This window comes from Candidatus Methanosphaera massiliense (assembly GCF_028890305.1).
GTDB lineage: Archaea > Methanobacteriota > Methanobacteria > Methanobacteriales > Methanobacteriaceae > Methanosphaera > Methanosphaera massiliense.
On the sequence record NZ_JARBXM010000001.1, the window covers coordinates 1,638,430 to 1,663,074 of the forward strand.

Sequence of the window (24,645 nt, forward strand, 5' to 3'; positions counted from 1 at the left end):
AGGTTAGATAATTTTCAAGAATTTTATAAATACTATTTTATTATATATTCAAGACGACTTTTTAGACAATCTTATTATAAATTAAATAAACGTTTATTAAAAAATAATTTTTTGGAGGAATATTCCCAATGGATGATACTTTATTAATGATTCCAGGACCAACAACTGTTCCTAAAAGAGTACTAGAAGCAATGTCAAGGCCAATAGTAAACCACAGAGGACCAGTTTATGGAGAAATTTTAGAAGAAACAACAGCAATGATGTCTGAAGTATTCAAAACAGATAACGAATCCTATTTAATCACAGGATCCGGAACTTCAGCAATGGAAGCTTCTATCGCTAACATCATAGAAAAAGGCGATAAAGTAATAAATGTTGTTAGTGGTAAATTCGGTGAAAGATTACAACAACTCACAGAGGTATTCGGTGGAGAATCAATACCTATAGAGGTACCTTGGGGTCAAGCAGTAGATCCAGCAGAGATAAAAAGAGTAATGGAAGAAAATGATGATGCAAAAGCATTAACCTTAATACACAATGAAAGTTCAACTGCTGTAGTAAATCCTATTAAAGAAGTAGGAAAAATAATGAAAGATTATGACACATTATTTGTAGTTGATACAGTATCTTCATTAGGTGGAGATTATGTAGATGTAGATAAATATGGATTAGATATTTGTCTTACTGGTGCACAAAAATGTATAGCAGCACCACCAGGCATGGCAGCAATAACATTAAATGATGATGCATGGAAAGTAATTGATAGTGTAGATTCAAGTACATATTACTTAGATTTAAAAGCTATGAGAAAAAGCGGAAATAAATCTCCTGCACAAACACCATACACACCTAGTGTATCATTAACATATGCTATGCGTGAAGCATTAACAATGGTTCTTGAAGAAGGATTAGAAAACCGTATACAACGTCATCATACTGGTGCAATAGCTGTTCGTTCAGCAGCAGAAGCATTAGGTTTAAAATTATTTGCACGTGAAGGCGACCGTTCTAACACTTTAACTGCTATGTACTTACCTGAAGGAGTAACTGATGACCAACTTCGTGGAACTATGAGAAACAAATATAACATAGAGTTAGCTGGTGGACAAGATCACTTAAAAGGTAAAATTTTCAGAATAGGTAACATGGGTATTACTGGTTTACCAGAAATTGCAGCAACCATTACTTGTCTAGAAATGACCTTGAAAGAATTAGGAATCGAGTTTGAAAGCGGAGCTGGAGTAGCAGCTGTAGAAGATGCTTTCCTTAAAAACTAATATTTTTTTCTTCGAGAGTTTTTATTTCTCTCAACTTTTTTTTGTTAAATTATAATTAATAATTATTTAATTTTACTTTGATAAACTTCATTAATTTTCTGGTTATTAGAAAATTTATATTATATCTTATTATTATTTTAAAAGTTACAATTATTTCTGATTTTTTTTAGTATTGTTCATATTTTTTATTGTATTTTTATCGATTTTTGTTAGTGGGAAAAACATAACCTTTATATACTATGTAAGTTAAACTATTAGTAACGGAAATGTATTTCCTACTTCCGATTGAATTAAAAAAAATGAAATCACTATATGAAAAAACAATTAAGAAGAAATATAGAAACGAAATAGAAAGCATGACCGTATATTATTAAATTAAATAAATTTACATTAAATGGAGGATTTTACAGTGGTAGCAGAATCGTTACTAAATACAGGTGACACTGCCTGGATTCTAATGTCAACGGCATTAGTTATGATTATGACCTTACCGGGTCTAGCACTATTTTATGGAGGTATGAGCAAAAAGAAAAATGTTCTTAACACAATGTTCTTATCTCTAGTAGGATATGCAGTTGCATGTCTAATCTGGGTAATATATGGTTATCAATTTACATTTGGAGCAACAATTGGTGGATTCATAGGAGCACCAACGAACTTTTTCCTATCTGGAATCTCATTAGAAATGATTCATCCAGATTCAACAATACCTGAATTATTATATGTTGTATTCCAAGCAACATTCGCAGCAATTACAGTTGCATTAATTTCAGGTGCAGTAGTAGGTAGAATGAAAGCAAAAGCATGGATTGTTTTTGTAGCATTATGGGTAACACTAGTATACGTCCCAATTGCCCACTGGGTATGGGGTGGAGGTTGGTTATACCAACTAGGAGCTTTAGACTTCGCAGGAGGTGCAGTAGTACACCTTAACTCAGGTATATCAGCACTCGCATTAATATTAGTACTTGGACCAAGAAAAGACAGACGTCTATTACCTCACCATCTCGGTTATTCCGTAATAGGTGCAGCACTATTATGGTTTGGATGGTTTGGATTCAACGCTGGATCAGCTCTCGGAGCAAACGGATTAGCAGCAAACGCATTCATTACAACAAACACTGCAACAGCTACAGCAATGATTGTATGGATCCTAGTAGATATCTGGAAAACTGGAAAACCAACAATACTCGGTGCAATAACTGGTGCAGTAGCAGGATTAGTAGCAATCACACCTGCAGCAGGTTTCGTAGATGTACCAGCTTCAATCGTAATAGGAGCTACAACAGTATTTGTATCATACTTCGCAATATCATACTTAAAACCAAAACTCGGTTACGACGATGCATTAGACGCATTCGGTGTACACGGTATGTCCGGTACATGGGGAGCAATCTTAACTGGTGTATTCGCAGCACCAGCTATTAACGGAGCAACAGGATTATTATACGGTAACCCTAGTCAATTAGGTATACAAATAATAAGTATTGTTGCAGTAGCAGTATATGCATTTATAGTAACATACATAATTGCTCAAGTACTCGATAAAACCATGGGTATAAGAGTAGATGAACAAACTGAAATCGAAGGTTTAGATGCAAACGAACACGAAGAATTAGGTTACAGAATATAAGGATTGTGATAGAATGAAAGAAATTACCGCAATTATTAGAAGTGAACGATTAGATGCAGTAAAAACTGCATTAGAAAAAGTAGGTTGTAAAGGTATCACAATCACAGAAGTAAAAGGTAGAGGTGAACAACTAGGTATTGAAGAAAATTACAGAGGTACCAGTTACAGAATAGATCTCTTACCTAAAGTAAAAGTCACATCAGTCGTATCTGATGATGCAGTAGAAACAGTAGCAAATGCAATCACCGAAGCAGCTAGAACAGGAAACATCGGTGATGGTAAAATATTTGTTAAAAACGTGGAAAATGTAATCAGAATAAGAACTGGAGAAAGGGGGGACGATGCAGTGTAAGCCCCCTTTCTTTATTCCATCATACATAAAAGTATAATGAGAATTAATAATTTATTTAACTAATAGGAAAATCCTCGTGGAAGAGTTTTTAAACTCTTCCTCTCCTTTATCCAATATAAGAATTAATATAAATAAAAGAAGGAATCTCCTCATAATCCTTTTTTTTAAACCAATATAAATCCCAATTTTTTCCTAATAGATGAATAATATCTCAATAAAGAAATTATCCCCCCGTTTTTATCTTATTCTTTTTTATTTTTTATGATATAGACTATTCAATTCATTAATTAGAACAATAGCAATACTATGTTTATTTTAACAGTATGTCTAATAATTCTTAAAGTTAATTAGTGTACAATTATTTTAATTAACGATTATTTAAAAATTAGTATAATTAAATTATAAGTTAATCTAGGATTTTTAAAGAAATTAGTATAATTAGTACCAGAAAATTAGTTTATCAAATAAATAGAAAATACTAATAAAAAAAAGAAAAAATAAATTTAATGAAAGTTATATCAACTTATTTTTTAGGAATACCTGTTATTCTTATTCCACCAAATTGTGATTTATATTTTATGTTTAAACCTATTAATAATGGTGTGATCTTCTCAATCATTCTAGCTTTTTCTAGTTTACCACAATCTATACAGTCGATTCCAGGTATTTTTTCAATTATTTCTTTTACAACTTGTTTAGCTTCATTATCATTACCAGCTAATAGACAATCACAGTCAATTGGTTCTGGTATATTAGCTAATAAGGAATTACTTACATTGTTAAATGCAGCTACAACTTTAACATCTGTCTTTTTAAGTATTTTAGCTGTTCTTTCTGCAGCTGATCCTTCCATTAAATCTATAAATCTTGCTGGTGATCCACCAATAGCTGTTTCTAATGGTACTGTTGCATCTACTAATATTTTATCTCCAACATAATCTTTTATTGATTGTAAGGTTGGTTTTTGTGCTGCCAATGGTACTGTTAATATTAGTAAATCTCCAGCTTGTGCGGCATCTTCATTAGACATTCCTTCCATTTTAATGTCATCATAATCTTTTAATAATTCTAGAGATTCTTCTACTTTAGTAAGAGCTTTTTCTTCTTTTCTTGATCCTATAATTATATCTTCACCAGCAATTGCAAGTCTTTTTCCAATATTTAATCCTTGTGAACCGGTTCCACCAATTATTGCTATTCTCATATTAAAAACCTCTTGGTATTTTTACTTGAATAATTTTCATATTACGTTTTTTTTTCTTTGGAAGTGAGACTAATTACAATCATAATTTATAATGATTAATAATTACTATTAATTCTATGTATAATAATATATAAAATTATGTAAAATAAATAATAAAAAAAACTAGAAAAATAACTAAAAATAAAAAAAAGAAAAGGAATTAAATTGCATCAATACCTTTTTCACCAGTACGAATACGAATAACTTCCTCTACATTAGAAATAAAGATTTTACCATCACCCATTTTACCAGTGAAAGCACTATTCCTTATTGTTTCAGCAATGTTATCTACTTCATCATCAGTTGTTACTATTTCTAATTTAATTTTTGGAATTAAATCAACTTTGTATTCAGTACCCCTATATTTCTCAATTATACCTAATTGTTCTCCTCTACCTTTAACCTCTGAAACTGTTAAACCATTACATCCAATTTTTTCAAGATTATCTTTAACAACTTCTAATTTTTCCTGTCTAATAATTGCTTCTATTTTTTTAACCATACTACTCACCTCTATCTAACTAATGGTACATCTGTTATTTCGGAAGCTTCCATTGTTAATGCTATTAAATCAGCAAATTCTAATTTTTGTAGATCGGTGTGACCAGCTTGTTGTGCTAACATTTCAGCTTCTTTAGTCATAGCATTAATGTAATTAGCAACAGCATTTCCTCCACGTACAGGATCTAATCTTCTTCTTAATACCCTATCCTGTGTAGCTATTCCTTTAGGACATTTACCTAGACTACATCCACGACATACTTTACATCCTATTGCTACTAAAGCTGCAGTACCTATATATGTAGCATCTGCACCTAATGCTATAGCTTTAGCTACATCTGCACCTGATCTTATACCACCTGCTGCAACAAGACTTACTTCAGATCTTAAATTAATATCTTTAAGAGCAATGTCTGCTTTTCTAATTGCTTCTATTGTAGGTATTCCTGCATGTTCTGTAATGATTTCTGGTGCTGCACCTGTTCCACCTTGCATACCATCGATTACTATAATATCTGCTCCTGCTTTTGCAGCAATTTTAACATCTTGTTCTACTCTACCAGAAGTAAATTTAACTATGATAGGTATTTTCCAGTCAGTAATTTCACGTAATTGATCAATTTTCATTCCTAAATCTTCTGGTCCTACAATATCCATGTGTCTAGCTGGACTTAATGCGTCAGAACCTTCTGGAATATTTCTGATTTTAGCTACTTCAGCTGTTACTTTTTTACCTAGTAAGTGTCCTCCCATACCAGCTTTTGCACCTTGACCAATTTTTATTTCTACTGCTTCAGCATTGTTAAGGTAGTTTGCAGATACTCCAAATCTACCAGATGCATATTGTGCTATTAATTTATCAGCAAAATGACGTTCTTCTGGTAACATTCCACCTTCACCTGTATTGGTGATTGTACCTACAATACTTGAACCTCTAGCTATTGCAATTTTTGCTTCTTTACTAATTGCTCCAAATGACATAGCACCAATCATTATAGGAGTGTTTATTTTTATAGGATTTTCTGCAAAACGATCTCCTAATACTACTTCTGTTTTACATGGTTCCCTGTATGAATCTATTGGTGGTCTTGAAACCTGTGCTGGTAATATACTTAAATCATCAAATGATGGTAATTTACGTGTTGCTCCACATCCCCTGATTTTATCTTTACCAGTTTGTGTTTTACGTTTTATTTCTAACATTGTCTGACTTGACCATATTCCCCTACCTTCATCAGGAAGTGGAGTTACATATATAGCTTGAGTTGGACACATTTCTTCACATATTTTACATCCAACACAGTTTTCCTGATGAACTGGTTGAGGTTCATCATTAATTACCTCATATACACCATGAGGACAATTAGAATAACAACTATAACAATTTTTACATAATGATTTTTTAGGATTGTCACATAAATACCAACAACAACCCGGCCTATCATTATTTTGTTTACAAATCTCAGATCTTCTATTTACATTAAAAGACATTATATCACATCCTCAGTATAATCTTTTAATGGTTTAAACACAGGACAAACAGCATATTTTGTTCCTGATGCTTTTAAAATTTCATCTATATCATCAGTTATTTTAGCTACTGGTTTCCATGGTGAATCCTCTTTTGTATCAACTACAAGTGCTCCAGTAACTATTTGATATGTTATAAGGTAGTCTAGTATTGAAGTTACTACTCCACCATCCTGACCATGATAATTCTTTGCTGATCTTACTGTTACTATTTTCTGGTAGTCACCAAGATTATTAGAATTATCATTTCTTAAATTTGTTGGAATGAATGTTCTTGGACATACAGCAAAACATGCATGACAATCTTCTGGACATTTTCCTCTTTTTCTTGGTTTTGAATCAGCTATTGTGATTATGTTTTCTGGACAAATGTATTCACATGCACCACATAATACACATGCCCCAACATCAATTACATTACCTTTTAGGTCAGCAAAGTTAGCTGATGATATTTCTCTAAATATTGTTTTATCAGATATTTCTCTCTGATATAATACTGGTCTTGCTTTGAATTCTCTGGTATCTATATTTTCAAAGTTTCTTTTTATTTTATTTCCAGCAATTTTATTTAATAGATTTAATTGTGTTGATGTTAGATCTTTTGCTTCAATATATCCGTGTTCTATTGCATCATTTATTACTTTTAGTCCTGCATCTGTTCTAATAATAACAGTTGACCATCCTTTATCAGAACCTATTGATCCTACAGAGATATCTGATGTTTCAGATGTTAATTCTACACAAATATTACAATTTTTTCTTACAACCTTCTTTGCTACAGATAAAGGAATTTTCATTTTTTGTCCATTTTTTAGGAACATGAATGCGTATCCTTTTTCTATTCTGAATTTCTCAATTTCTTCCATTGTTAAATCATATTCTAATAATAATGCTTGGAAATATGAGTAGGAAAAGTTTTCCATACAAAATAGTCCTATTTTAAATTCTATTGGAGATTCTGTGAAATGTTGGATTTTAGATGCTGCCATTATTTCACATGGTGTTCCTACTAATGCTACTGTTTTATTTACCATGTTTATTTACCTCCGTTAGATTTAGTTATTTTTTTGAAGTTTGTATAATCAATATCTGTTAATTCAAATCCATATTTGGTTAGTATTTGTTTTAAGTCTTTTTGATCATCTAATGTTGTTTTTTCCATTACTGCATCTTTTCCTAGACTTTTTACATTACCTAATACGTAGATGGTTCCTCTCATTATAGATTCACCAGCGTCATCTGTTACATCCCCTAGAACAATGAGTTTTCCACCCATCATTAATAATCCAGTCATGTAACCACTGTTACCTCCTATGATAACAGTTCCACCTTTCATGATTTCACCGGTTCTTGAACCTGTGTCACCTCTTACTACAACGGTTCCACCATAGATTCCCTGACCTGCACCATCACCAGATCCACCTTCAATGATTATTTCACCAGTAGTCATGTTATCTCCGGCAAACCATCCAGCATTTTTAGTTATGTGGATTTTTGCTCCATCAACCATTGTTCCTACAAAGTATCCTACGGATCCATTTATTTCGATTTCAACATCCTCCATAAGACCTGCAGCTATGTTATGTTTGGACTGTGGGTTGTTTATGATTATTTTATCATAATCTGCTGCATGTTCTTTTATGGATCTGTTTAATTCTTTTTCATCCATATCTTTAGCTTCAATAACATATTCAGTCATAAATATTACTCCTTTTTTATATTGTGTATGATCTTGTTTCTCCAGGAGCTATTTGTTCTACATGATCTGTTTCAAGTACATCCTGTAATGCCATTTCCTCTGATGCTATTGCAAATACATCATCATTTTCTGCCATTACACCTGGTCTTAATCCTAATTTATCTTTTGCTATTCCTATACCATTTGGAGTTCCTACTAGTAAAGAGAATGGTCCGTCTAAATCTTCTACTGCATTTTCTAATGCTTCTTCTAGTTTGTATCCTTCAGATAATTTATCAGCCATGTAGTGTACTACACACTCTGTATCATTATCTGTTTCGAAATGATGTCCTTTTCTTTCTAGTACATCTCTTATCTTCCAATAGTTAGTAATTTGTCCATTATGTACTACTGTTATATCTGGTATAATATAACTTTGATATGGGTGTGCATGATATCTGTCTACACCACTTTCTGTTGCAAATCTGGTATGTCCTATACCATGTGTTCCTTTTCTTGATGGTAAATCAAATCTTTTAGATATATCTTCTACTAATCCCACATCTTTTATCATTTCAAATGAATGTGCACCATTTATTACTTGAACATCTTCAAATTTATCTAAATTACTGATTAATGGTTTTAACATATTGTAGTTATCAAGTTCTATTTCGCATCTGTAAATATTATAATCATCTACAGAGTGAAATAGTTCTTCACTTATTATTGGACTTGACTGAGTTAAATATGTCTTTAGATTTTCAAGCACTTTTGAATTATCCTTAACTTCTATATTTAATTGATAATGATTTTCGGGGAGATTTAATCCTCCGTAAATTGCGAAGCCTGCAGAATCAGGACCTCTGTGTTGTAGGGAATTTAACATCGCTGCTAGTGATTCTCCAACGTTATGGGTTTTTTTATCTTTATAAATTACACCTGCTATTCCACACATCTCAGCACCTCCTCTATAAATAACCTGTGAACTAATGTATCTTCTGTTAGTTCAGGGTGGAAAGCTATTCCAATATATTGATTTTGTTTAACTGCAATAATTTTATCATCATATTTACTTAATACTTCTACATCATCGCCAATATTATTCACATATGGTGCTCTGATAAATATGCCATGATATTTTTTGTCAGTAAATTCGATTTCAGTTTCAAATGATAATCTTTGTCTTCCAAAACCATTTCTTTCTACAGTTGCATCTATTAAATGAAGTAGTGGCTGTTCTTTATCTGTTTTATCACACAGTAATACTAATCCTGCACATGTTCCTAGTATTGGTATTCCTGAAGTTTGAAGATATTTCATTAATCCCGTTTTCTCTAAGTGTAAACCAATAGTTGAACTTTCACCACCAGAGATTATTAGACCATCACAATCCTGAATATCTTCTAATACATTTACTAGTTTTATTGAGCCATCAATCCCCATTTCTTTCAATGCTTTTTCTGTTATTATTTGATGTTCTTCAACGTCACCTTGTAAATCTAGAATTCCTATTTTTATCATGTCATCACCTAATTAATAATGAATTTCTAATAAAAAAATAAAGTATTGCATATAATTAATCATTATAATTGTATTTTTTCATCATATTAATCAAACATGAATATATAATAAGAATCATATTTATTGATGAAATGATTTAAAAAACCAACTAAATCCGTAAAAAAACATGTTTTATTCATTCTTTTTAAACATGTTAACTATCATTAGTTTTATATTAAATCAATGTATTATTTTAATGAAATAATGATTATTACACTTAATATTATATTGGTTTTTAATATATATAAATATATTGAAAATTGTTTAAGTTTATATTTAAATGACGTAAAGAACATATAGAAACTATTACAATAAATTTAATAAAAAAAATAAATTTTACAAAAAAATAGAAAAAAAATGAACAACATAAAAAAATATGGCTTAAAAAATAATAATGTACAATATATAAAAGTACCTCTTAAAAAACCAGAAAATAAATAAGAAAAAAGAATAACTAAATAGATTATTCCTCCAACTCTTTTTTAACTTTATAAGTAACCTTCTTAACCGTACGAGCAGCATCAAAAAATTCAGTACGCTCATCATCATTCATTTTTAAAGGAACAATCGCTTGAATACCATTTCTACAAAGAATAACAGGTACACCTAAAGAAACATCATAAACTCCTTCAACTTCACCCTCAAGATAAGTACTAACAGTTAAAATCTTACGACTATCATTAACAATAGTTGAAATTAAATTAGCTATAGCGTGAGCAGGTCCATATTCAGTAGCACCTTTTTTACTAATAATAGTACTTCCTGCTGATTTTAATCTAGTAACCAAGCCAGGAACATCTAAATCACTACTCTCTACAAAATATTTTAATAAAATACCACCAATAGTAGTAGAACTTAATAAAGGAACCATATGATCTCCATGTTCACCAATAACTCTTGTATGTATTTCACCACTATTAATATTGAAATGTTTTGAAAGAATAGTCTTTAATCTTAAAGAATCTAAGTGGTTACCTAAACCTATCACACGACTTTTATCAAATCCAGAAGCTTCTAAAGCAACAGTAGTCATGACATCAACAGGGTTAGTAACTATTAAAATTATTGAATCTGGAGCATATTTAGCAATCTGCTCAGCATAATCTTTCACAATCTTAGCATTAGGAACTGCTAAATCAAGCCGAGACATACCTTCTTTTCTATGTATACCTGACGTTATTAATACAATAGCTGAATCTTTTAAATCTTCATAATTTGTTGATGGTGTTAATACTGAATCAATATCCTCTACAGCTAATGCATCATAAATATCAAGAATTTCTCCTTTAACATTTTCGATACTTGATGGCCTAGAGAACATCACTATTTCATCAATACTATCTTCCTCAGCTAATGTAAAAGCAACATTTTTACCTATTGTTCCTGATGCTCCCATAATACTAACTTTTACCATCATTATCAAATCCTAATCATAATTATTTTAATTAAATTTTATTATTATATTTGTATTTTCTATTAATAAAAGCTTACTAAGAAAAATTGTAAATAACAAGTTACCCTTAAAAAACAGTTAACAATGTTTAATAAATTAGTAAAAAAACAAGAAAAAAGACAGATAATAAAATAAAAAAATATATAAAAAGAAAAGGTTAAACTAATTTTCTAATTTATCAATGAAAGTTAAAGCATTAGCTCTTACATAACCACTTTCATCATTCTCAGATAATTCTTTAAGAATGTCAAGTGCTTCATCTCCACCAATATTACCTAGGCCAAATACAGCACCTGAACGAACAAAACTTCTTTCATCCTTAGAAGCTTTGATGAAGACATCAAGAGTATCTTTATTAGCAATTTTAGCTAAAGCCCATACAGCTCCACCGCGAGCTCTCCAATTTTCATCATCCACTAATTTAAGTAAAGTATCTACCGCATCATCTCCATACTCAGAGAGTGCTGAGCTTGACTGTCTTCTAACCCATTTATTTTGGTCATGTAATAATTCACCAAAAACATCAATAGAACTAGGGTCTTTAACACTTTTAATAATATCGATAAGACTTAACTTAATAGACTTAGGATAATATGGTTTAACAACTTCTTCATGTAAAATATCCAATTCATCAGGCATATTGGTTGAAATTGTACTTTCAGCTTCTAATTTTACAAAATCATCTAAATCATTAAGATCTTTTATTGCATTTCTTACATCTTCTGCACTCATTGTTACTCCTCATTAAATTTAATTCTAGTATTTTATTTATGTTTTAACTTTTTCCTTATAGATATATTAGTTTAATAAATATAAGTAACTATACTTAATAAGAACCTATATAATTATACTATAAAAGAAAAATAAAGGAGTAAAAAATATTGTACAAAATAACAGTAATACCTGGTGATGGTATTGGACAAGAAGTAATGAAACCTACTATAGACATACTAGAAACATTAAATACGAAATTCGAATTTATCGAAAAAGAAGCTGGAAAAGAATGTTATAAAAAACACGGTACCAATCTACCTGAGGACACAATACAACAATGTAAAGAAAGTGATAGTGTACTCTTTGGGGCAGTAACTTCAATTCCTGAACAAAAAAGTGCAATAGTAACCTTACGAAAAAAACTGGATTTATATGTTAATCAAAGACCAATACACTCCTATACTAATCAAGACATAAACTTCACAATAATAAGAGAAAATTCAGAAGGATTATACTCACACCTAGAAGAACAGAAGGGTGATGAAGTAATAGCTCTCAGAAAAATAACAAACAAGGGTTCAGAAAGAATTATTAAATACGCATTCAACTACGCACAAAAAACAGGACAAAAAAGAGTAACAGCAGCTCACAAAGCAAATGTATTACCATTAACTGATGGAATATTCAAAAACACATTCTATAAAATAAGTGAAGAATATCCTAATATAGATAGTAATGATTACTATATCGATGCAACTGCTATGTATTTAATAACAGATCCTGCTAGATTTGATGTTATAGTTACAACAAATTTATTTGGAGACATACTCTCTGATGAAGGAGGAGGTTTACTAGGTAGCTTAGGATTAATACCATCAGCAAATATTGGAGATAATAATGGATTATTTGAGCCTGTGCATGGTTCAGCTCCAGACATAGCAGGACAACACAAAGCAAATCCTACAGCAATGATATTATCTAGTTGTTTAATGCTTGAATTCTTAGGAAAACAAGAAGAAGCAGATTTATTACATAAAGCTGTAGACGATGTAATACTAGAAAATAAAATAAAAACTCCTGACATGAATGGAACTAATACAACTCAAGAAGTAGCTGATGCTATTCTACATAAGATGTAATTGTTGAAATTCAAATTATAATAAAAAATAATATAAATAAATTTATAAACATTAAATAAAAGAATATTATATAATATTAAAAATTTTGTTTATTCATCATTTTATTAATAATAGGAAAATAATAGACGAGAAATTAACTCATCTACTAATAATTTTGATAAAATGCTAATATCAATAAAGTTTTACCCTAGGAGGTATAATACAACATGAAAACAACTGTAAGTATAATTAAAGCAGATATTGGTAGTGTTGGTGGACACGCAGTAACACACCAAAAACTAATGGATACATGTAATGCACATTTATCTAAAGCAAAAGAAGAAGGACTATTAACCGACTTTTATATAACCCATTGTGGTGACGACATAGATATGATTATGACCCACACAAATGGTCCAGACAATGAAGAAGTACATAAACTAGCATTTGATACATTCATGGATGGAGCAGAAGTTGCAAAAGGTCTTAAATTATACGGTGCAGGTCAAGATTTATTAAGTGACACTTTTAGTGGAAACATAAAAGGTATGGGACCAGGAAGTGCAGAAATAGAATTTGAAGAAAGAGGAGCAGACCCTGTATTCACATATTGTTGTGATAAAACAGAACCAGGAGCATTTAACTTACCTCTATTTAGAATGTTTGCAGACCCATTTAATACAGCAGGATTAGTAATCGACCCTAAATTACACGGTGGATTTGACTTTGAAGTATACGATGTTATAGAAAACAGGAAAGTAACAATGTCATGCCCAAGTGAAATGTATGATTTACTAGCATTAATCGGTTCAACTGGAAGATACGTAATAAAAAGAATCTTCAGACACTCCGATGGTGAAATAGCTGCAGCAGTAAGTACTGACAGATTAAACTTAATGGCAGGAAAATACATAGGTAAAGATGACCCAGTAGCAATAGTAAGATCTCAATCCGGATTCCCAGCAGCTGGAGAAACAACTGAACCATTTGCATTCCCACACTTAGTAAGTGGATGGATGAGAGGATCACACAACGGACCTTTAATGCCTGTAGGACAAGCAGACGCAAGACCTGTAAGATTCGATGGACCTCCACGAGTAATCGGTCTTGGTTTCCAAGTATCAAACGCTAAATTAGTTGGTCCTGTAGACATGTTTGCAGATCCAGCATTTGATGAAGCAAGAACAACTGCTACTAAAGTAGCAAACTACATGAGAAGACATGGTCCATTTGAACCTCACAGATTACCTGCAGATGAAATGGAATACACAAGTCTTCCAGGTGTACTTGAAAAACTAGAAGGCAGATTCGAAGATATGTAAGTACATATCCAATATAACCTCCTTTTTTTAGTAATAACTATTTTCAAATAAAATTTTCCTAATTTTTAAAATACAACATTTTTATCAGAGCCATTATAACTAATTTTACATGATAAGAAAGAATTTACAAGATTATTTTACATCTATAAAAAAGTTGATGAAAATAAAAATACAACAATTAAGTTATAAAATTACATCATTTTTGTTTACAATACAACATTTTTCAAGAAAATGAAACATTATAAAAAAGAGTAATGAAACATTTCAACTGTAAATACAACATATTAAAAAAAGAATACAACAATGAATATATAAAAATCTAACATTCCAAATATAATACAACATTCCAACAAATGTTCTATAAAAAAAGATAATTGTTTCATTTAAAAAAAAAATAATAAAAAAAAAGGAAATAGAGTCTATTTATCTAATAAATTAGATATATGAGCAGTAGTAATACTACCAATAACTTTATCCTCTTCATCAATAACTGGTAAACCAGATATATTATGTTCCTTCATTTTAGTAGTAATATCAAAAATTGAATCATTTTCATGACAAGTATATACATTTCTAGTCATGATATCCTCAATATTTTCTGCATTAGTAGCTATTGCCTTGGATAAATCCCATGCTGTAACAAGTCCTACAATTTTCTCATTAGTATCTACAATAGGAATATGTGTTTTATTACAAGTCATCATTAATTCGGCAGCTTCTTTAATATCAGCACCATCAGTTAATGTTATAACCTTATGAGACATTACATCTTTTACCCTTGCTTTTGATAAGAAATTACTGATTATGTAATTCATTTGTCCATTTTCAATTAGAAAAGCATCATGTCCATATTCAGAATTTAATCTAGAATAACTAACATCTACATTATTTGATCTGAGTGCCATTACTATATCTTCCATGTGTTCATGTGTATATAGCCAATCTGAAGTTATTGACATTATAAGCATTCTTGCTGTTATTGGTTTTAATGCTTCTTCTAATGAATTATTGTTTCTTATATCAAAATAATCTAATGCTTTTGTAAGATATAAATAACTATTTGCATCAAATCTTTGCGTGAATGTAACTCCTTGATGTTCAAGATAACTTTCTACCTGAAATTCATTACTAAAATCATAACTAAATGTATTTTTGTCCTGTAGCCTACGACCAAATTTTTCATACATTGATTCATTACTTAGATAAGTTATATGAGCCATCATACGTGCAACAGATAATCCTTGTTCTGGTCTTTTATCAGTATGATAATAATCACCATTATTCCAGTTTACATCTTCTATGATAGAACGTCTTTCAACAGCATTGAATGCAATTTGTTGTGGTGTTGAATATGCACCTGATGCTATCATTATTGCATTACGTACTATGTCTGGATAAGATATTGTCCATTGTAGTACTTGCATTCCACCCATAGATCCACCTACTACACAATATAAGTAAGGTATTTCAAGATGATCAATTAGTTTTTTCTGTGCATGTACCATGTCTGTTATTGTAACTATAGGAAAATCAAGACCATAATAATCACCAGTGTCAGGATTTATATCAGAAGGCCCTGTTGTTCCTTTACAACTACCTATAACATTAGAGCATATTATGAAATATCTATTAGTATCTAAGGGTTTTCCCGGACCTATTATTATATTCCACCAACCAGGTTTTTTATCACCATTATGCCATCCGGCAGCATGTGCATCACCTGTTAAAGCATGACATACTAGTATTACATTGCTTTTTTCATTATTTAAAACACCGTATGTTTCATAGGCTATTGTTGGCTTTTTTAAAATATCTCCAGTTTCTAATTTTAAATCCTCATCCATATGAAAGTAATGTGTATCTACAGTTCCTAAAGATTTCTCATATGACATTGATTTTCTCCCTTAACAATTGTAATTAAAAATATATTTATTTTTTTATACATTTAATTATTATTATGTTTCTTAGTCCAAATTTAATTATTTTTTAAAAAATTAATAATTAATTTAATTAGAATTTAAAAACAGGCTTTAATTTAATAAATAATGTAGTATTGTGAGGGTCAAAATATAATATAAATGAGAAATGATTCATTCATATCTTTTTTTCTTAAATATAAATTTAGAAGAGAAATGATTCTTCTAATAATAATATTCATTGTATTTAATTAACTTTTTCTAATGCTTGATCAATATCAGCAATAATATCTTCGATATCTTCAATACCTACAGCAAATCTGATAAGATCTGGTGTTACACCAGTAGCTCTTTGTTGTTCTTCAGTTAACTGTGAGTGTGTTGTTGATGCTGGGTGAATTATTAATGATTTAGCATCTCCAATATTTGCTAATAAGGATAATAATTCTACATTGTTAATAAAGTCAATTGCACCTTGATATCCTGCTTTTAATCCAAAGGAAACTATTCCACCATAACCTTTTTCAACATATTTTGATGCTATTTCGTGGTTTGGACTACTTTCTAATCCAGAGTAAGTTACCCATGCTACTTTTGGATGTTGTTCTAAGTGTTTTGCTACTGCTAATGCATTTTCACCATGTTTTCTAATTCTTAAATCTAATGTTTCTAGTCCTTGTAGTAATAAGAATGATCCAAATGGGCTTGGTATTGCACCTGTATCTCTTCCAAGTACTGCTCTTATTCTTGTGGTGAATGCTGCAGGTCCTACATCTTTGTAAAATGATAATCCATTATAGGTTTCATCTGGTTCAACTAGTGCTGGGAATTTTCCATTGTCCCATGGGAAGTCACCTTTTTCTATGATGATTCCGCCCATTGTTGTTCCATGTCCTCCAATATATTTTGTAGCGGAACTGGCAATTATATCTGCTCCATGATCAAATGGTCTTATTGTTCCAACACCTACTGTGTTATCTACTACAAGTGGTATTCCATGGCTGTGTGCTATTTCTGATAATACGTCAAAGTCAGGTACATCTAATTTAGGGTTTCCTATAGATTCTACATATATTCCTCTTGTTTTTTCATCTATTGCTTTTTCAAATTCATCTGGTGATTGAGAATCTACGAATTTAACTGATCTTCCTAAATCTTTTAATGTATTTTCAAATAATTCAAAGGTTCCGCCATATAAGTTATCTCCTGATACAATATTATCTCCTACTTTTGTTAAGTTGATAATAGTGTAAAAGATTGCAGCTAATCCTGCTGATGTTGCATATGCTGCACTTCCACCTTCAATTGCAGCCATTCTTTTTTCGAATGCTTCAGTTGTTGGGTTTGTTAATCTACTGTATATGTTTCCTGGTTCTTGTAATGCGAATCTTTTTGCAGCTTGTTCTGTATCTTTAAATACATAAGATGTTGTCTGATATATAGGTACTGCTCTAGAACCTGTTTCATCAGTATCTTCTTGTCCTGCGTGTAATCCGATTGTTGCTATATTTTTCTTATTCTTAATTTGGTATGACAATTTAACACTTCCTTATAATTAATTTTGATTTATTCGTACTGATTATATGTTTATTTTTCTTTTAATTTAAGATTTTAATGCAATAATTAGATTCGCATTATTTCATGATTGTTATCTATATTTATATATTTGTATTTGAAAATAATCACTTTCTTATTATTTGTTTAATATTATAATTTTAAATTCATATTGCTATATTGTTAATAGGAAATAAATTATATTCATGTTTTGATTGTTGTGTAATAATCTTATGGTATACTTAGGGGGTATATTAAGTATACTTTGCTTTTCTAATATAATTCATTATTTCCATTTATATGAAATTCAAATCGTTACCTCTAAGGATATAACAATAGTTATATTTTAGGTAGTATATAAACGTTATGAAAAAAGACACCTAATAATCAAATACAACATTCAACATTAAATGCAACAATTAATAAAAACAACATTCAACAAAAAATATATTAACAAAGAAAATAACGGGAATAACATGACAGAAGATAAAATAGTAAGAAAAAGTATACAAGTAAAAGACAAAACATGGAATCAATTTTTAGAAAAAATAGAATCAATATATGGAACTACATACAAAAAAACAGGAGAAGCAATTGAAGTAGCACTAGAAAATTATATAAACAATGTAAATAACAATCAAGATAACACAGAAGAATTAAAAGAAACAATAAACAACTTAGAAAATAATAAGAAAGAATATGAAAAACAAATACAACAATACAAAAACAACAATACAGCAATTCAACAAGAAATACAACAATTCAAAGAACAAGAAAAAGAAACAAAAAACAATATAACAACATACCAAGAAACAATAGACAAACAAAACAACCAATTAACTGCCAACAAAACTACTATAAAAGAACTAGAAGAAACAATAAACAATCAAAAACAAGAAATAGAACAATTAACAAAGAATAACAACCAACTACAAGAAAATAAAATACAAGAAAAAACAACAACAGAAAATCTAACAAATAAAATAAAGGAATTAGAAACAAACATTGAAACCTACAAAAAAACAGAAAAAACATTACAAGAAGAAAATAAAAAGCTAAATCAGGAAAATATTCAACTAAAAATGGAAAATAATAATTATATAAAAGATAGTGAAAATAAAAATGAAAAAGAAGAACTATTCCAACAAGCCATAGATGAAACCAATAAAAGAAATCAATTACTAGAAGATGAACTTGTAAATCTTAAAGAAGATAAGAAAACAAACAAAGAAGTGATTGAAGAATTAAAAAATGAAAGAAAAAAATTACGTACGGATAATAATCAGATATCTCAAACTCTAGAAGTAACAGAAGAACAATATGAAAATCAATTAATAGAATATAAGAAATTAGTTAACAAAAGAGAACATACACAGGAAGTACTTAACAAACAACAATTTGAATTAAATGAAGCATTGAAAAAACTTGAAAGATATTCCTATGCAATGGGAAAACTAGAAAATATGAGTTTAATTGATAGAATACTAAATCGTATTCCATCAGAAGTAAAAGAATTATCCGCACCAAAAGAGGATAATCAATAAAAAGAATTTCACATATTCCCATTTTCTTACTACTTATTTTTTATCAATAGAAATCATTTAAAAATATTGTATTTAGTGGTGATACCACCCTTACTAATGCTTGAAAATTCTCTGCATGGGACAATAGAGAAATATTTCCAATCAATATCAATTTTTTTCTAGATCTTGTTATTGAAACATTTAGCTGATTCTTATCTGCTATGAATCTTTTCTGAAATTTCGTTAAAGACCCCCTAAAACTCTTACAAAAACTTATAATTATAATGTTTTTCTCTCTTCCCTGAAATCTATAAATTGTATCTGTTTCAATATTATACTCCTGTTTTTGTAGTATCTTTTGTATGTATAGTTTTTGTTTTCTATATGGCGTTATTATACCTATTTCCTCTTCAGAAATATTATTCGATATTAATGTTTTTATTAAGTTTAATATTAGTTCAACTTCATATTTATTACAACATCCATTAGATTTCTGTGTTTCATCATAATTCATATTAGAAGTATCTATAAATGTTATTGGATCTTCATTTAATAGAATATTATCCTGTTTTTTTAAAATAATTCTCTGATTAGCATTGGTCTCATTTGTTTTTAATCTACCATTATAATAAAGTTTACTTGCTATATCGGATATTTCATGATTCATTCTATATTGAATATTTAGGAACGTATAATTATCAGGATATTTTTCTATAAGTAGATTAAATATAGATTTATTTAATGAGGGTATTGTATTATTATTAGTTATTGGTTGTAACTGTTTGTTATCTCCTATTAATATAAATTTATTAGTTTTCATCAGGGGTATTAACGAAAGATATACGGGTACTTGGCTTGCCTCATCCATTATCATATAATCAAATTCTATGTCCTTAGTTAAGTAACTTGATGATGAGAGTACTGTTGAAGCTATTATAGGTATGGTCTTGAGTAATTTGTTTTGTATAGCTTCCTTTATTTCTTGAATTTCGGAGTTTAACTCAGTAATCTTTTGCTCGTAATTCTTATTCTGAGTTTCTTTAATATTTTTATGTATGATGTATTCAGTATTCTTAGTTCTTGTTATTTTCTGTATTATTTTTGATAATAGTGATTCTTCTATTTTTATATTTGGTTGCTGTATTACATCTTGTCTTTGTATACTTCTTTTTACTTCCTGTAACTCTTTTTTTCTTTTTAATATCTCTTTGTATTGTTTATCTTGTTTTATTTGATTATTTATAGTGTATTTCTTTGATGTATCCTGTATTTTTGAAGTATTTCCTATTCTTAATATATCTTCTTGTGGTATATCATCTAATTTTTCTAGGATGTTATCTAAAGCTATATGAGTATGTGTTGTTATTAGTATCTTCATTCCTTGTTTGTATAGTTGTTTAATTATTTCTATTATTGTATGCGTTTTTCCTGTTCCAGGTGGTCCTTGTATTATATGGAATTTGTTTGCATTTAATGATCTTTGTACTGCTAATTCCTGGTTTTTGTTAAGATTTTGAATGTTGTATTCTTTATTCTGAAATGTTGTATTTGTCTTATATACTATTGTATTTAATGTTTCTTTGTTGGAATTATTTATTTTATCATCTTCTATGGATGATTCTAATTCATGTAACTTTTTAATGATTATATCTTGCTGTATATTATGTAGTTTTACTTCTTGATTTGTATGGAATTCATGTTTTTCTTGTAGTTTTATTGTAATATTCTTATTTCTATTCTTGATTATTGTTCCTTTGATTCTATTTAATTCTATTTGTGTATTTACTTTTAGTGCTGTAGGATTATTTAAGGATATTTCTATAATATTATCCTGTATTTTATTTATTTGAGCTTTTTGAGTTTGATTATCTTGTTGTTCTCTTTTTATTAATTGTTTTAATTGATACGTTAATTGAGTATATTTTTTATTCATAATAAGTTATTACTATTTATAGTAATTTGTATTAATAATTATTGTGATATAACAATTAAAAAAAATAGTTTTAATATGTGTTAGAAAAATGAATATAAAACATGTTAATTGTTCTATACTCATTTTCCATAGGATATAATTTTCTACTAACCTACATTAGTAGATATTTGAAATATATTATTTCATAACATCTATAATATAATAGACTAAAATATTTTTAGATATTAAAAATTAAATTTAAGTTATTTTTATAAATTTAACATAATATCCAATTGTTTAATTTTTTATAATTAAACAAATAATATTTTATTTGAAGTATATAATAAATTTTTTATCAAAAACTCTAATAATTAACTGAAAATAAATTCAAAATATATTATTTTAAATATTATTTTTACCTGTATAGAGCTTCATACTTATTATAATAAGATTATATGATATTTAATCTAATTTAGAGCTTTTTTATGGAAATGTTGAAATTTATAAATATTCATAACACAATGTTGTAATCCCTCATGAAATGTTGTATTCTCGAATAGTAAATGTTGTAATTCAAAACTTTGTTAGAATTACTATATTAATAATATTATGTTGGAAAAATAACAATATACTAATATATTTATTTTCATAAAGTAGTTAATAAGTAGAATCATAAGGAGTATTTTTTCATGAGTGACGAAAATAGCATTGAAAATCTTGAAAAAAGAATTAAGATACTAGAAAATGAATTAAATGAAGAAAAATTAAACTATAAAAAGCAGGCAATGGAAATAGGTAAATTTGTTTTTCAAAATGAAGATTATGAATATGAAATAAAAAAGTTAAAAGAAGAAAATAAAAAACTAAAAAAAGAAAATGCTGAGTTAAATGCATTTAAACAGGAAGTAGAATCCTCAACAAGTTGGAAGTTAAAATCAATACTAAAATGAGTTTATAATAACTCATCTAAATTAATTACATAATCTTCCTTTCTAGGATTTTCAACAGGTTCAAAGTCATCTGCAGGATATCCTAATATCACATGACCAATACCAATATAATTATCTGGAATATTCCATACTTTAAGTAATTCCTTACCTTGAAGACTTTCTATTTCTTCACAAGCTCTATGAATCCAACATGCTCCAACACCTATTGCATGAGCAGCATTAAGCATATTACCTATTACTAAACTACCATCTTCAACACATGTAGATATATTACTATCTGCTAATACTATAATTAATGTAGATGCCCCATAAAATGGATCAACATCACCCATCTGGTCAAGTAATTCACTAGGGAAATAAGATTTATTCCATTCACCAATTCTTTCTATAATATCTTTTCTTTGAGTTACTAGTATTATTGGCGATTGTTTATTTCCTCCTGTAGGTGCATATGTACCTGCTTCAATAATTTTTTCTAAGTCTTCTTTACTAACAGGTTCATCTTTAAATTTTCTTACACTACGTCTTGTTTTTAAATCATCTAATGTTGATTCCATAAATACCAAATTTCCTAATTGTTTATTCTATTAATTTATATTTATTTTATACTACTTATTTTTTATTTAAAATGTTATTATTATAAAACTAGATAAGATTATAAATTTTTTTATAAAAAAAGAGAAATAAGATAATGAATTAAATGAGTTTAAAATTATTCTTGTAATCATCAAATAATGCACGATGAATAACCATGTTCTCTTTTTTATAATCTATTAACATTGTTGAATCATCATAACTTTTATCTAAATAAAATAATGATAACATAGCCCAATCATCAGAGATTACATAGAATAGGTTATGTGCATCTTTATCACTTGTCCATATGTTAATTCGTTTATTTGTTCTTAATCTTTCAAATGATTCATTGAATTCAGATCTTTGTATTGCTTTAAGAATATTTCTAGATGTTACTAGTTGTAATGTTGTGTCATTATCAATTAGTGAATGAATTATTGCCTTCATATGATACTTTGAATATATTGGTAAAATCATTCGAATATCTCCCGCATCCTTCATTTTCTCTGTGAATATATCCAGTGTCTTATTATAATGAACATAATCAGATTTGATTATATTAGCATCCTTCCATAAATAAAGATATCTTGAGAAATAATAGGGTATATTATCTATGCTATGAACATCCCAACATTCCTTCATCTTATTAACTGTATACCAATTATCAAAGAAGTTCTGTAAATTTCTAGATACAAGATATCCTGCAGAAGTTAAAAAATATAATTTATCATCATATGCTACTAGTTTCTTTTCTTGAAGTTCTTTGATTGCTCTTGAAACATTACTTTCCTGTTTATTTAACCTTTTAGTTAGTTTTTCTAGTGAACAGGATTCATGATTAAATAATAGTTTTAAGATATTCAATCTTAGTTCAGAGCTCAATACAAATCGCACATGGTCATAAGAATCTGATGTTATTACATCTATATTTTGATCTATCATTGTATTTCACCCCACCTATAAATCATTATGTTTTCTTACTAATTCTTTTATATCAATATAGCCTTCTTTAAGAACTTCAAATTCTCGGAATACTTGAATACCCCAGGCTCTTGCACTTGAATCCTCTGACCGTAGAACACAATTTTTATTAAAATTTCCTTCTTTTCTTACTAAACCCACTACTATTTCATGTTCAGATACTACTAATACTATTCTTAATGGCGTTTCACGTAATGGTTTAATATTAAAGCGTATATTTTTTAAGGGAATATCTGTTAGGTATTCATATGCATGTTTTATAATGTATTGTGCAAATTCTAAGGGTACTATAACCTCAAAATCTGATTCTTGATTCATCATGAATTGAATCATACCCGAACAATTTGGATGTAAATATATACATATAGACTTTACTCTACCTTTTCTCATCATAGTCTCTTCTATTGTCTCAGTAGCAAGGTAAGGATTAATATTATTTGCTTGTATTAATTCAATATTTTTTATATAAGGTAATGTTCCTATTGCCTGTAAGTCATCATTGACTACTATATGATTATTTAAGAATTCATCATATTCATGAATAAATTCAAGGTTATTATTTAAGTAGAATATATTTAACAATTGTAAACGAGTATGTGTTTTCAACTGATATTCATTATCCTCCTTAGTTACATAGTCTAATTCAACTAATTTCTTCAAATTACTAGTTATTGAACTATATTTTAAATCTGTGATTTCATGTATTTCACTGACTGTTGCTGGCGCATCATATAGACAAGTTAATATTTGAAATCTTACTTTTGAGTTTGTTAGAAATTTTAATTCATCTTTGATTTCATTAAAATATAATTTATCTTCCATCATCACACACATATAAATACCCCCTCTTAA

General features: G+C 29.0%; 22 protein-coding genes. 7 read left to right on the plus strand and 15 right to left on the minus strand.

Annotation, left to right across the window (positions count from 1 at the left end):
• Positions 1 to 128 precede the first annotated feature (128 nt).
• The 3 genes from OTK55_RS07880 to OTK55_RS07890 all read left to right on the plus strand — a co-directional run bounded on the left by OTK55_RS07880 (position 129) and on the right by OTK55_RS07890 (position 3,262).
• On the plus strand, positions 129 to 1,277 hold the full coding sequence (locus OTK55_RS07880; protein WP_274871669.1) for a pyridoxal-phosphate-dependent aminotransferase family protein: 1,149 nt from the start codon (positions 129 to 131) through the stop codon (positions 1,275 to 1,277).
• Positions 1,278 to 1,671: 394 nt separating this feature from the next.
• On the plus strand, positions 1,672 to 2,910 hold the full coding sequence (locus OTK55_RS07885; RefSeq protein ID WP_274871670.1) for an ammonium transporter: 1,239 nt from the start codon (positions 1,672 to 1,674) through the stop codon (positions 2,908 to 2,910).
• A 13-nt stretch (positions 2,911 to 2,923) separates the two neighbouring features.
• Complete coding sequence (locus OTK55_RS07890; RefSeq protein WP_274871671.1) at positions 2,924 to 3,262, plus strand: P-II family nitrogen regulator; 339 nt, start codon at positions 2,924 to 2,926, stop codon at positions 3,260 to 3,262.
• Positions 3,263 to 3,785: 523 nt separating this feature from the next.
• Here OTK55_RS07890 and npdG read toward each other — a convergent pair.
• The 9 genes from npdG to OTK55_RS07935 form a co-directional block, all read right to left on the minus strand.
• Positions 3,786 to 4,466 carry an NADPH-dependent F420 reductase gene (npdG, locus tag OTK55_RS07895; RefSeq protein ID WP_274871672.1) on the minus strand — a complete coding sequence of 227 codons (681 nt, stop codon included), beginning with the start codon at positions 4,464 to 4,466 and terminating at the stop codon, positions 3,786 to 3,788.
• A gap of 199 nt (positions 4,467 to 4,665) precedes the next feature.
• Positions 4,666 to 5,007, minus strand: coding sequence for a P-II family nitrogen regulator (locus OTK55_RS07900; protein ID WP_274871673.1), 342 nt, complete (start codon positions 5,005 to 5,007; stop codon positions 4,666 to 4,668).
• A gap of 11 nt (positions 5,008 to 5,018) precedes the next feature.
• A complete protein-coding gene (locus OTK55_RS07905; RefSeq protein WP_274871674.1) occupies positions 5,019 to 6,497 on the minus strand; it encodes a glutamate synthase-related protein in 1,479 nt (492 codons plus the stop codon).
• Complete coding sequence (locus OTK55_RS07910) at positions 6,497 to 7,570, minus strand: Coenzyme F420 hydrogenase/dehydrogenase, beta subunit C-terminal domain (RefSeq protein WP_274871676.1); 1,074 nt, start codon at positions 7,568 to 7,570, stop codon at positions 6,497 to 6,499. The genes OTK55_RS07905 and OTK55_RS07910 overlap by 1 nt, the downstream gene beginning before the upstream one ends.
• 2 nt (positions 7,571 to 7,572) lie before the next feature.
• Entirely contained in the window at positions 7,573 to 8,235 is a 663-nt protein-coding gene (locus OTK55_RS07915) for a GltB/FmdC/FwdC-like GXGXG domain-containing protein (protein WP_274871677.1), read from the minus strand.
• 16 nt (positions 8,236 to 8,251) lie between these two features.
• A complete protein-coding gene (locus tag OTK55_RS07920; protein WP_274871678.1) occupies positions 8,252 to 9,169 on the minus strand; it encodes a class II glutamine amidotransferase in 918 nt (305 codons plus the stop codon).
• Entirely contained in the window at positions 9,157 to 9,735 is a 579-nt protein-coding gene (gene pdxT / locus OTK55_RS07925; RefSeq protein WP_274871679.1) for a pyridoxal 5'-phosphate synthase glutaminase subunit PdxT, read from the minus strand. Before pdxT ends, OTK55_RS07920 begins: the two co-directional genes overlap by 13 nt.
• A gap of 502 nt (positions 9,736 to 10,237) precedes the next feature.
• Positions 10,238 to 11,188 (minus strand): malate dehydrogenase, encoded by a 951-nt coding sequence (locus OTK55_RS07930; protein ID WP_274871680.1) that lies wholly within the window; start codon positions 11,186 to 11,188, stop codon positions 10,238 to 10,240.
• 201 nt (positions 11,189 to 11,389) lie between these two features.
• Positions 11,390 to 11,959 (minus strand): HEAT repeat domain-containing protein, encoded by a 570-nt coding sequence (locus tag OTK55_RS07935; protein WP_274871681.1) that lies wholly within the window; start codon positions 11,957 to 11,959, stop codon positions 11,390 to 11,392.
• A gap of 149 nt (positions 11,960 to 12,108) precedes the next feature.
• Here OTK55_RS07935 and OTK55_RS07940 point away from each other — a divergent pair, with 149 nt between their 5' ends.
• Both OTK55_RS07940 and fbp read left to right on the plus strand, forming a co-directional pair.
• The gene (locus OTK55_RS07940; RefSeq protein ID WP_274871682.1) at positions 12,109 to 13,080 is read left to right on the plus strand and encodes an isocitrate/isopropylmalate dehydrogenase family protein; all 972 of its coding nucleotides are present in this window, start codon (positions 12,109 to 12,111) and stop codon (positions 13,078 to 13,080) included.
• Between the two features lie 206 nt (positions 13,081 to 13,286).
• Positions 13,287 to 14,381: a fructose-1,6-bisphosphate aldolase/phosphatase gene (gene fbp, locus OTK55_RS07945; RefSeq protein WP_274871683.1), complete on the plus strand. Its 1,095-nt coding sequence runs from the start codon at positions 13,287 to 13,289 to the stop codon at positions 14,379 to 14,381.
• A gap of 419 nt (positions 14,382 to 14,800) precedes the next feature.
• On the opposite strand, the gene metX is transcribed toward fbp, so the two are convergent.
• Positions 14,801 to 16,273, minus strand: a complete 1,473-nt coding sequence (gene metX / locus OTK55_RS07950; RefSeq protein WP_274871684.1) for a homoserine O-acetyltransferase MetX — start codon at positions 16,271 to 16,273, stop codon at positions 14,801 to 14,803.
• Positions 16,274 to 16,544: 271 nt separating this feature from the next.
• Entirely contained in the window at positions 16,545 to 17,834 is a 1,290-nt protein-coding gene (locus OTK55_RS07955) for an O-acetylhomoserine aminocarboxypropyltransferase/cysteine synthase family protein (RefSeq protein ID WP_274871686.1), read from the minus strand.
• Positions 17,835 to 18,327: 493 nt separating this feature from the next.
• On the opposite strand from OTK55_RS07955, the gene OTK55_RS07960 reads away from it, so the two are divergent.
• Positions 18,328 to 19,395 (plus strand): coiled-coil domain-containing protein, encoded by a 1,068-nt coding sequence (locus OTK55_RS07960; protein ID WP_274871688.1) that lies wholly within the window; start codon positions 18,328 to 18,330, stop codon positions 19,393 to 19,395.
• Between the two features lie 43 nt (positions 19,396 to 19,438).
• Here the strand turns inward: OTK55_RS07960 and OTK55_RS07965 are convergent, their stop codons facing one another.
• Positions 19,439 to 21,307, minus strand: coding sequence for an AAA domain-containing protein (locus OTK55_RS07965; protein WP_274871690.1), 1,869 nt, complete (start codon positions 21,305 to 21,307; stop codon positions 19,439 to 19,441).
• A gap of 668 nt (positions 21,308 to 21,975) precedes the next feature.
• Between OTK55_RS07965 and OTK55_RS07970 the strand changes: the two genes are divergently transcribed.
• On the plus strand, positions 21,976 to 22,236 hold the full coding sequence (locus OTK55_RS07970; RefSeq protein ID WP_274871691.1) for a hypothetical protein: 261 nt from the start codon (positions 21,976 to 21,978) through the stop codon (positions 22,234 to 22,236).
• Positions 22,237 to 22,238: 2 nt separating this feature from the next.
• On the opposite strand, the gene OTK55_RS07975 is transcribed toward OTK55_RS07970, so the two are convergent.
• The 3 genes from OTK55_RS07975 to OTK55_RS07985 form a co-directional block, all read right to left on the minus strand.
• A complete protein-coding gene (locus OTK55_RS07975; protein ID WP_274871692.1) occupies positions 22,239 to 22,793 on the minus strand; it encodes a nitroreductase family protein in 555 nt (184 codons plus the stop codon).
• 139 nt (positions 22,794 to 22,932) lie between these two features.
• Complete coding sequence (locus tag OTK55_RS07980) at positions 22,933 to 23,754, minus strand: helix-turn-helix transcriptional regulator (protein ID WP_274871693.1); 822 nt, start codon at positions 23,752 to 23,754, stop codon at positions 22,933 to 22,935.
• Positions 23,755 to 23,769: 15 nt separating this feature from the next.
• A complete protein-coding gene (locus OTK55_RS07985; protein WP_274871695.1) occupies positions 23,770 to 24,627 on the minus strand; it encodes a helix-turn-helix transcriptional regulator in 858 nt (285 codons plus the stop codon).
• Positions 24,628 to 24,645: the final 18 nt, after the last annotated feature.

Bases quoted from the DNA above. Each gene is read 5' to 3' on its own strand.
- pdxT (WP_274871679.1), bottom strand. From the start codon at position 9,735: ATGATAAAAATAGGAATTCTAGATTTACAAGGTGACGTTGAAGAACAT.
- OTK55_RS07975 (WP_274871692.1), bottom strand. From the start codon at position 22,793: ATGGAATCAACATTAGATGATTTAAAAACAAGACGTAGTGTAAGAAAA.
- OTK55_RS07900 (WP_274871673.1), bottom strand. From the start codon at position 5,007: ATGGTTAAAAAAATAGAAGCAATTATTAGACAGGAAAAATTAGAAGTT.
- OTK55_RS07960 (WP_274871688.1), top strand. From the start codon at position 18,328: ATGACAGAAGATAAAATAGTAAGAAAAAGTATACAAGTAAAAGACAAA.
- metX (WP_274871684.1), bottom strand. From the start codon at position 16,273: ATGTCATATGAGAAATCTTTAGGAACTGTAGATACACATTACTTTCAT.
- OTK55_RS07980 (WP_274871693.1), bottom strand. From the start codon at position 23,754: ATGATAGATCAAAATATAGATGTAATAACATCAGATTCTTATGACCAT.
- OTK55_RS07920 (WP_274871678.1), bottom strand. From the start codon at position 9,169: ATGTGTGGAATAGCAGGTGTAATTTATAAAGATAAAAAAACCCATAAC.
- OTK55_RS07930 (WP_274871680.1), bottom strand. From the start codon at position 11,188: ATGGTAAAAGTTAGTATTATGGGAGCATCAGGAACAATAGGTAAAAAT.
- OTK55_RS07880 (WP_274871669.1), top strand. From the start codon at position 129: ATGGATGATACTTTATTAATGATTCCAGGACCAACAACTGTTCCTAAA.
- OTK55_RS07985 (WP_274871695.1), bottom strand. From the start codon at position 24,627: ATGTGTGTGATGATGGAAGATAAATTATATTTTAATGAAATCAAAGAT.
- OTK55_RS07915 (WP_274871677.1), bottom strand. From the start codon at position 8,235: ATGACTGAATATGTTATTGAAGCTAAAGATATGGATGAAAAAGAATTA.
- OTK55_RS07905 (WP_274871674.1), bottom strand. From the start codon at position 6,497: ATGTCTTTTAATGTAAATAGAAGATCTGAGATTTGTAAACAAAATAAT.
- OTK55_RS07890 (WP_274871671.1), top strand. From the start codon at position 2,924: ATGAAAGAAATTACCGCAATTATTAGAAGTGAACGATTAGATGCAGTA.
- OTK55_RS07965 (WP_274871690.1), bottom strand. From the start codon at position 21,307: ATGAATAAAAAATATACTCAATTAACGTATCAATTAAAACAATTAATA.
- OTK55_RS07935 (WP_274871681.1), bottom strand. From the start codon at position 11,959: ATGAGTGCAGAAGATGTAAGAAATGCAATAAAAGATCTTAATGATTTA.
- OTK55_RS07885 (WP_274871670.1), top strand. From the start codon at position 1,672: ATGGAGGATTTTACAGTGGTAGCAGAATCGTTACTAAATACAGGTGAC.
- fbp (WP_274871683.1), top strand. From the start codon at position 13,287: ATGAAAACAACTGTAAGTATAATTAAAGCAGATATTGGTAGTGTTGGT.
- OTK55_RS07910 (WP_274871676.1), bottom strand. From the start codon at position 7,570: ATGGTAAATAAAACAGTAGCATTAGTAGGAACACCATGTGAAATAATG.
- npdG (WP_274871672.1), bottom strand. From the start codon at position 4,466: ATGAGAATAGCAATAATTGGTGGAACCGGTTCACAAGGATTAAATATT.
- OTK55_RS07970 (WP_274871691.1), top strand. From the start codon at position 21,976: ATGAGTGACGAAAATAGCATTGAAAATCTTGAAAAAAGAATTAAGATA.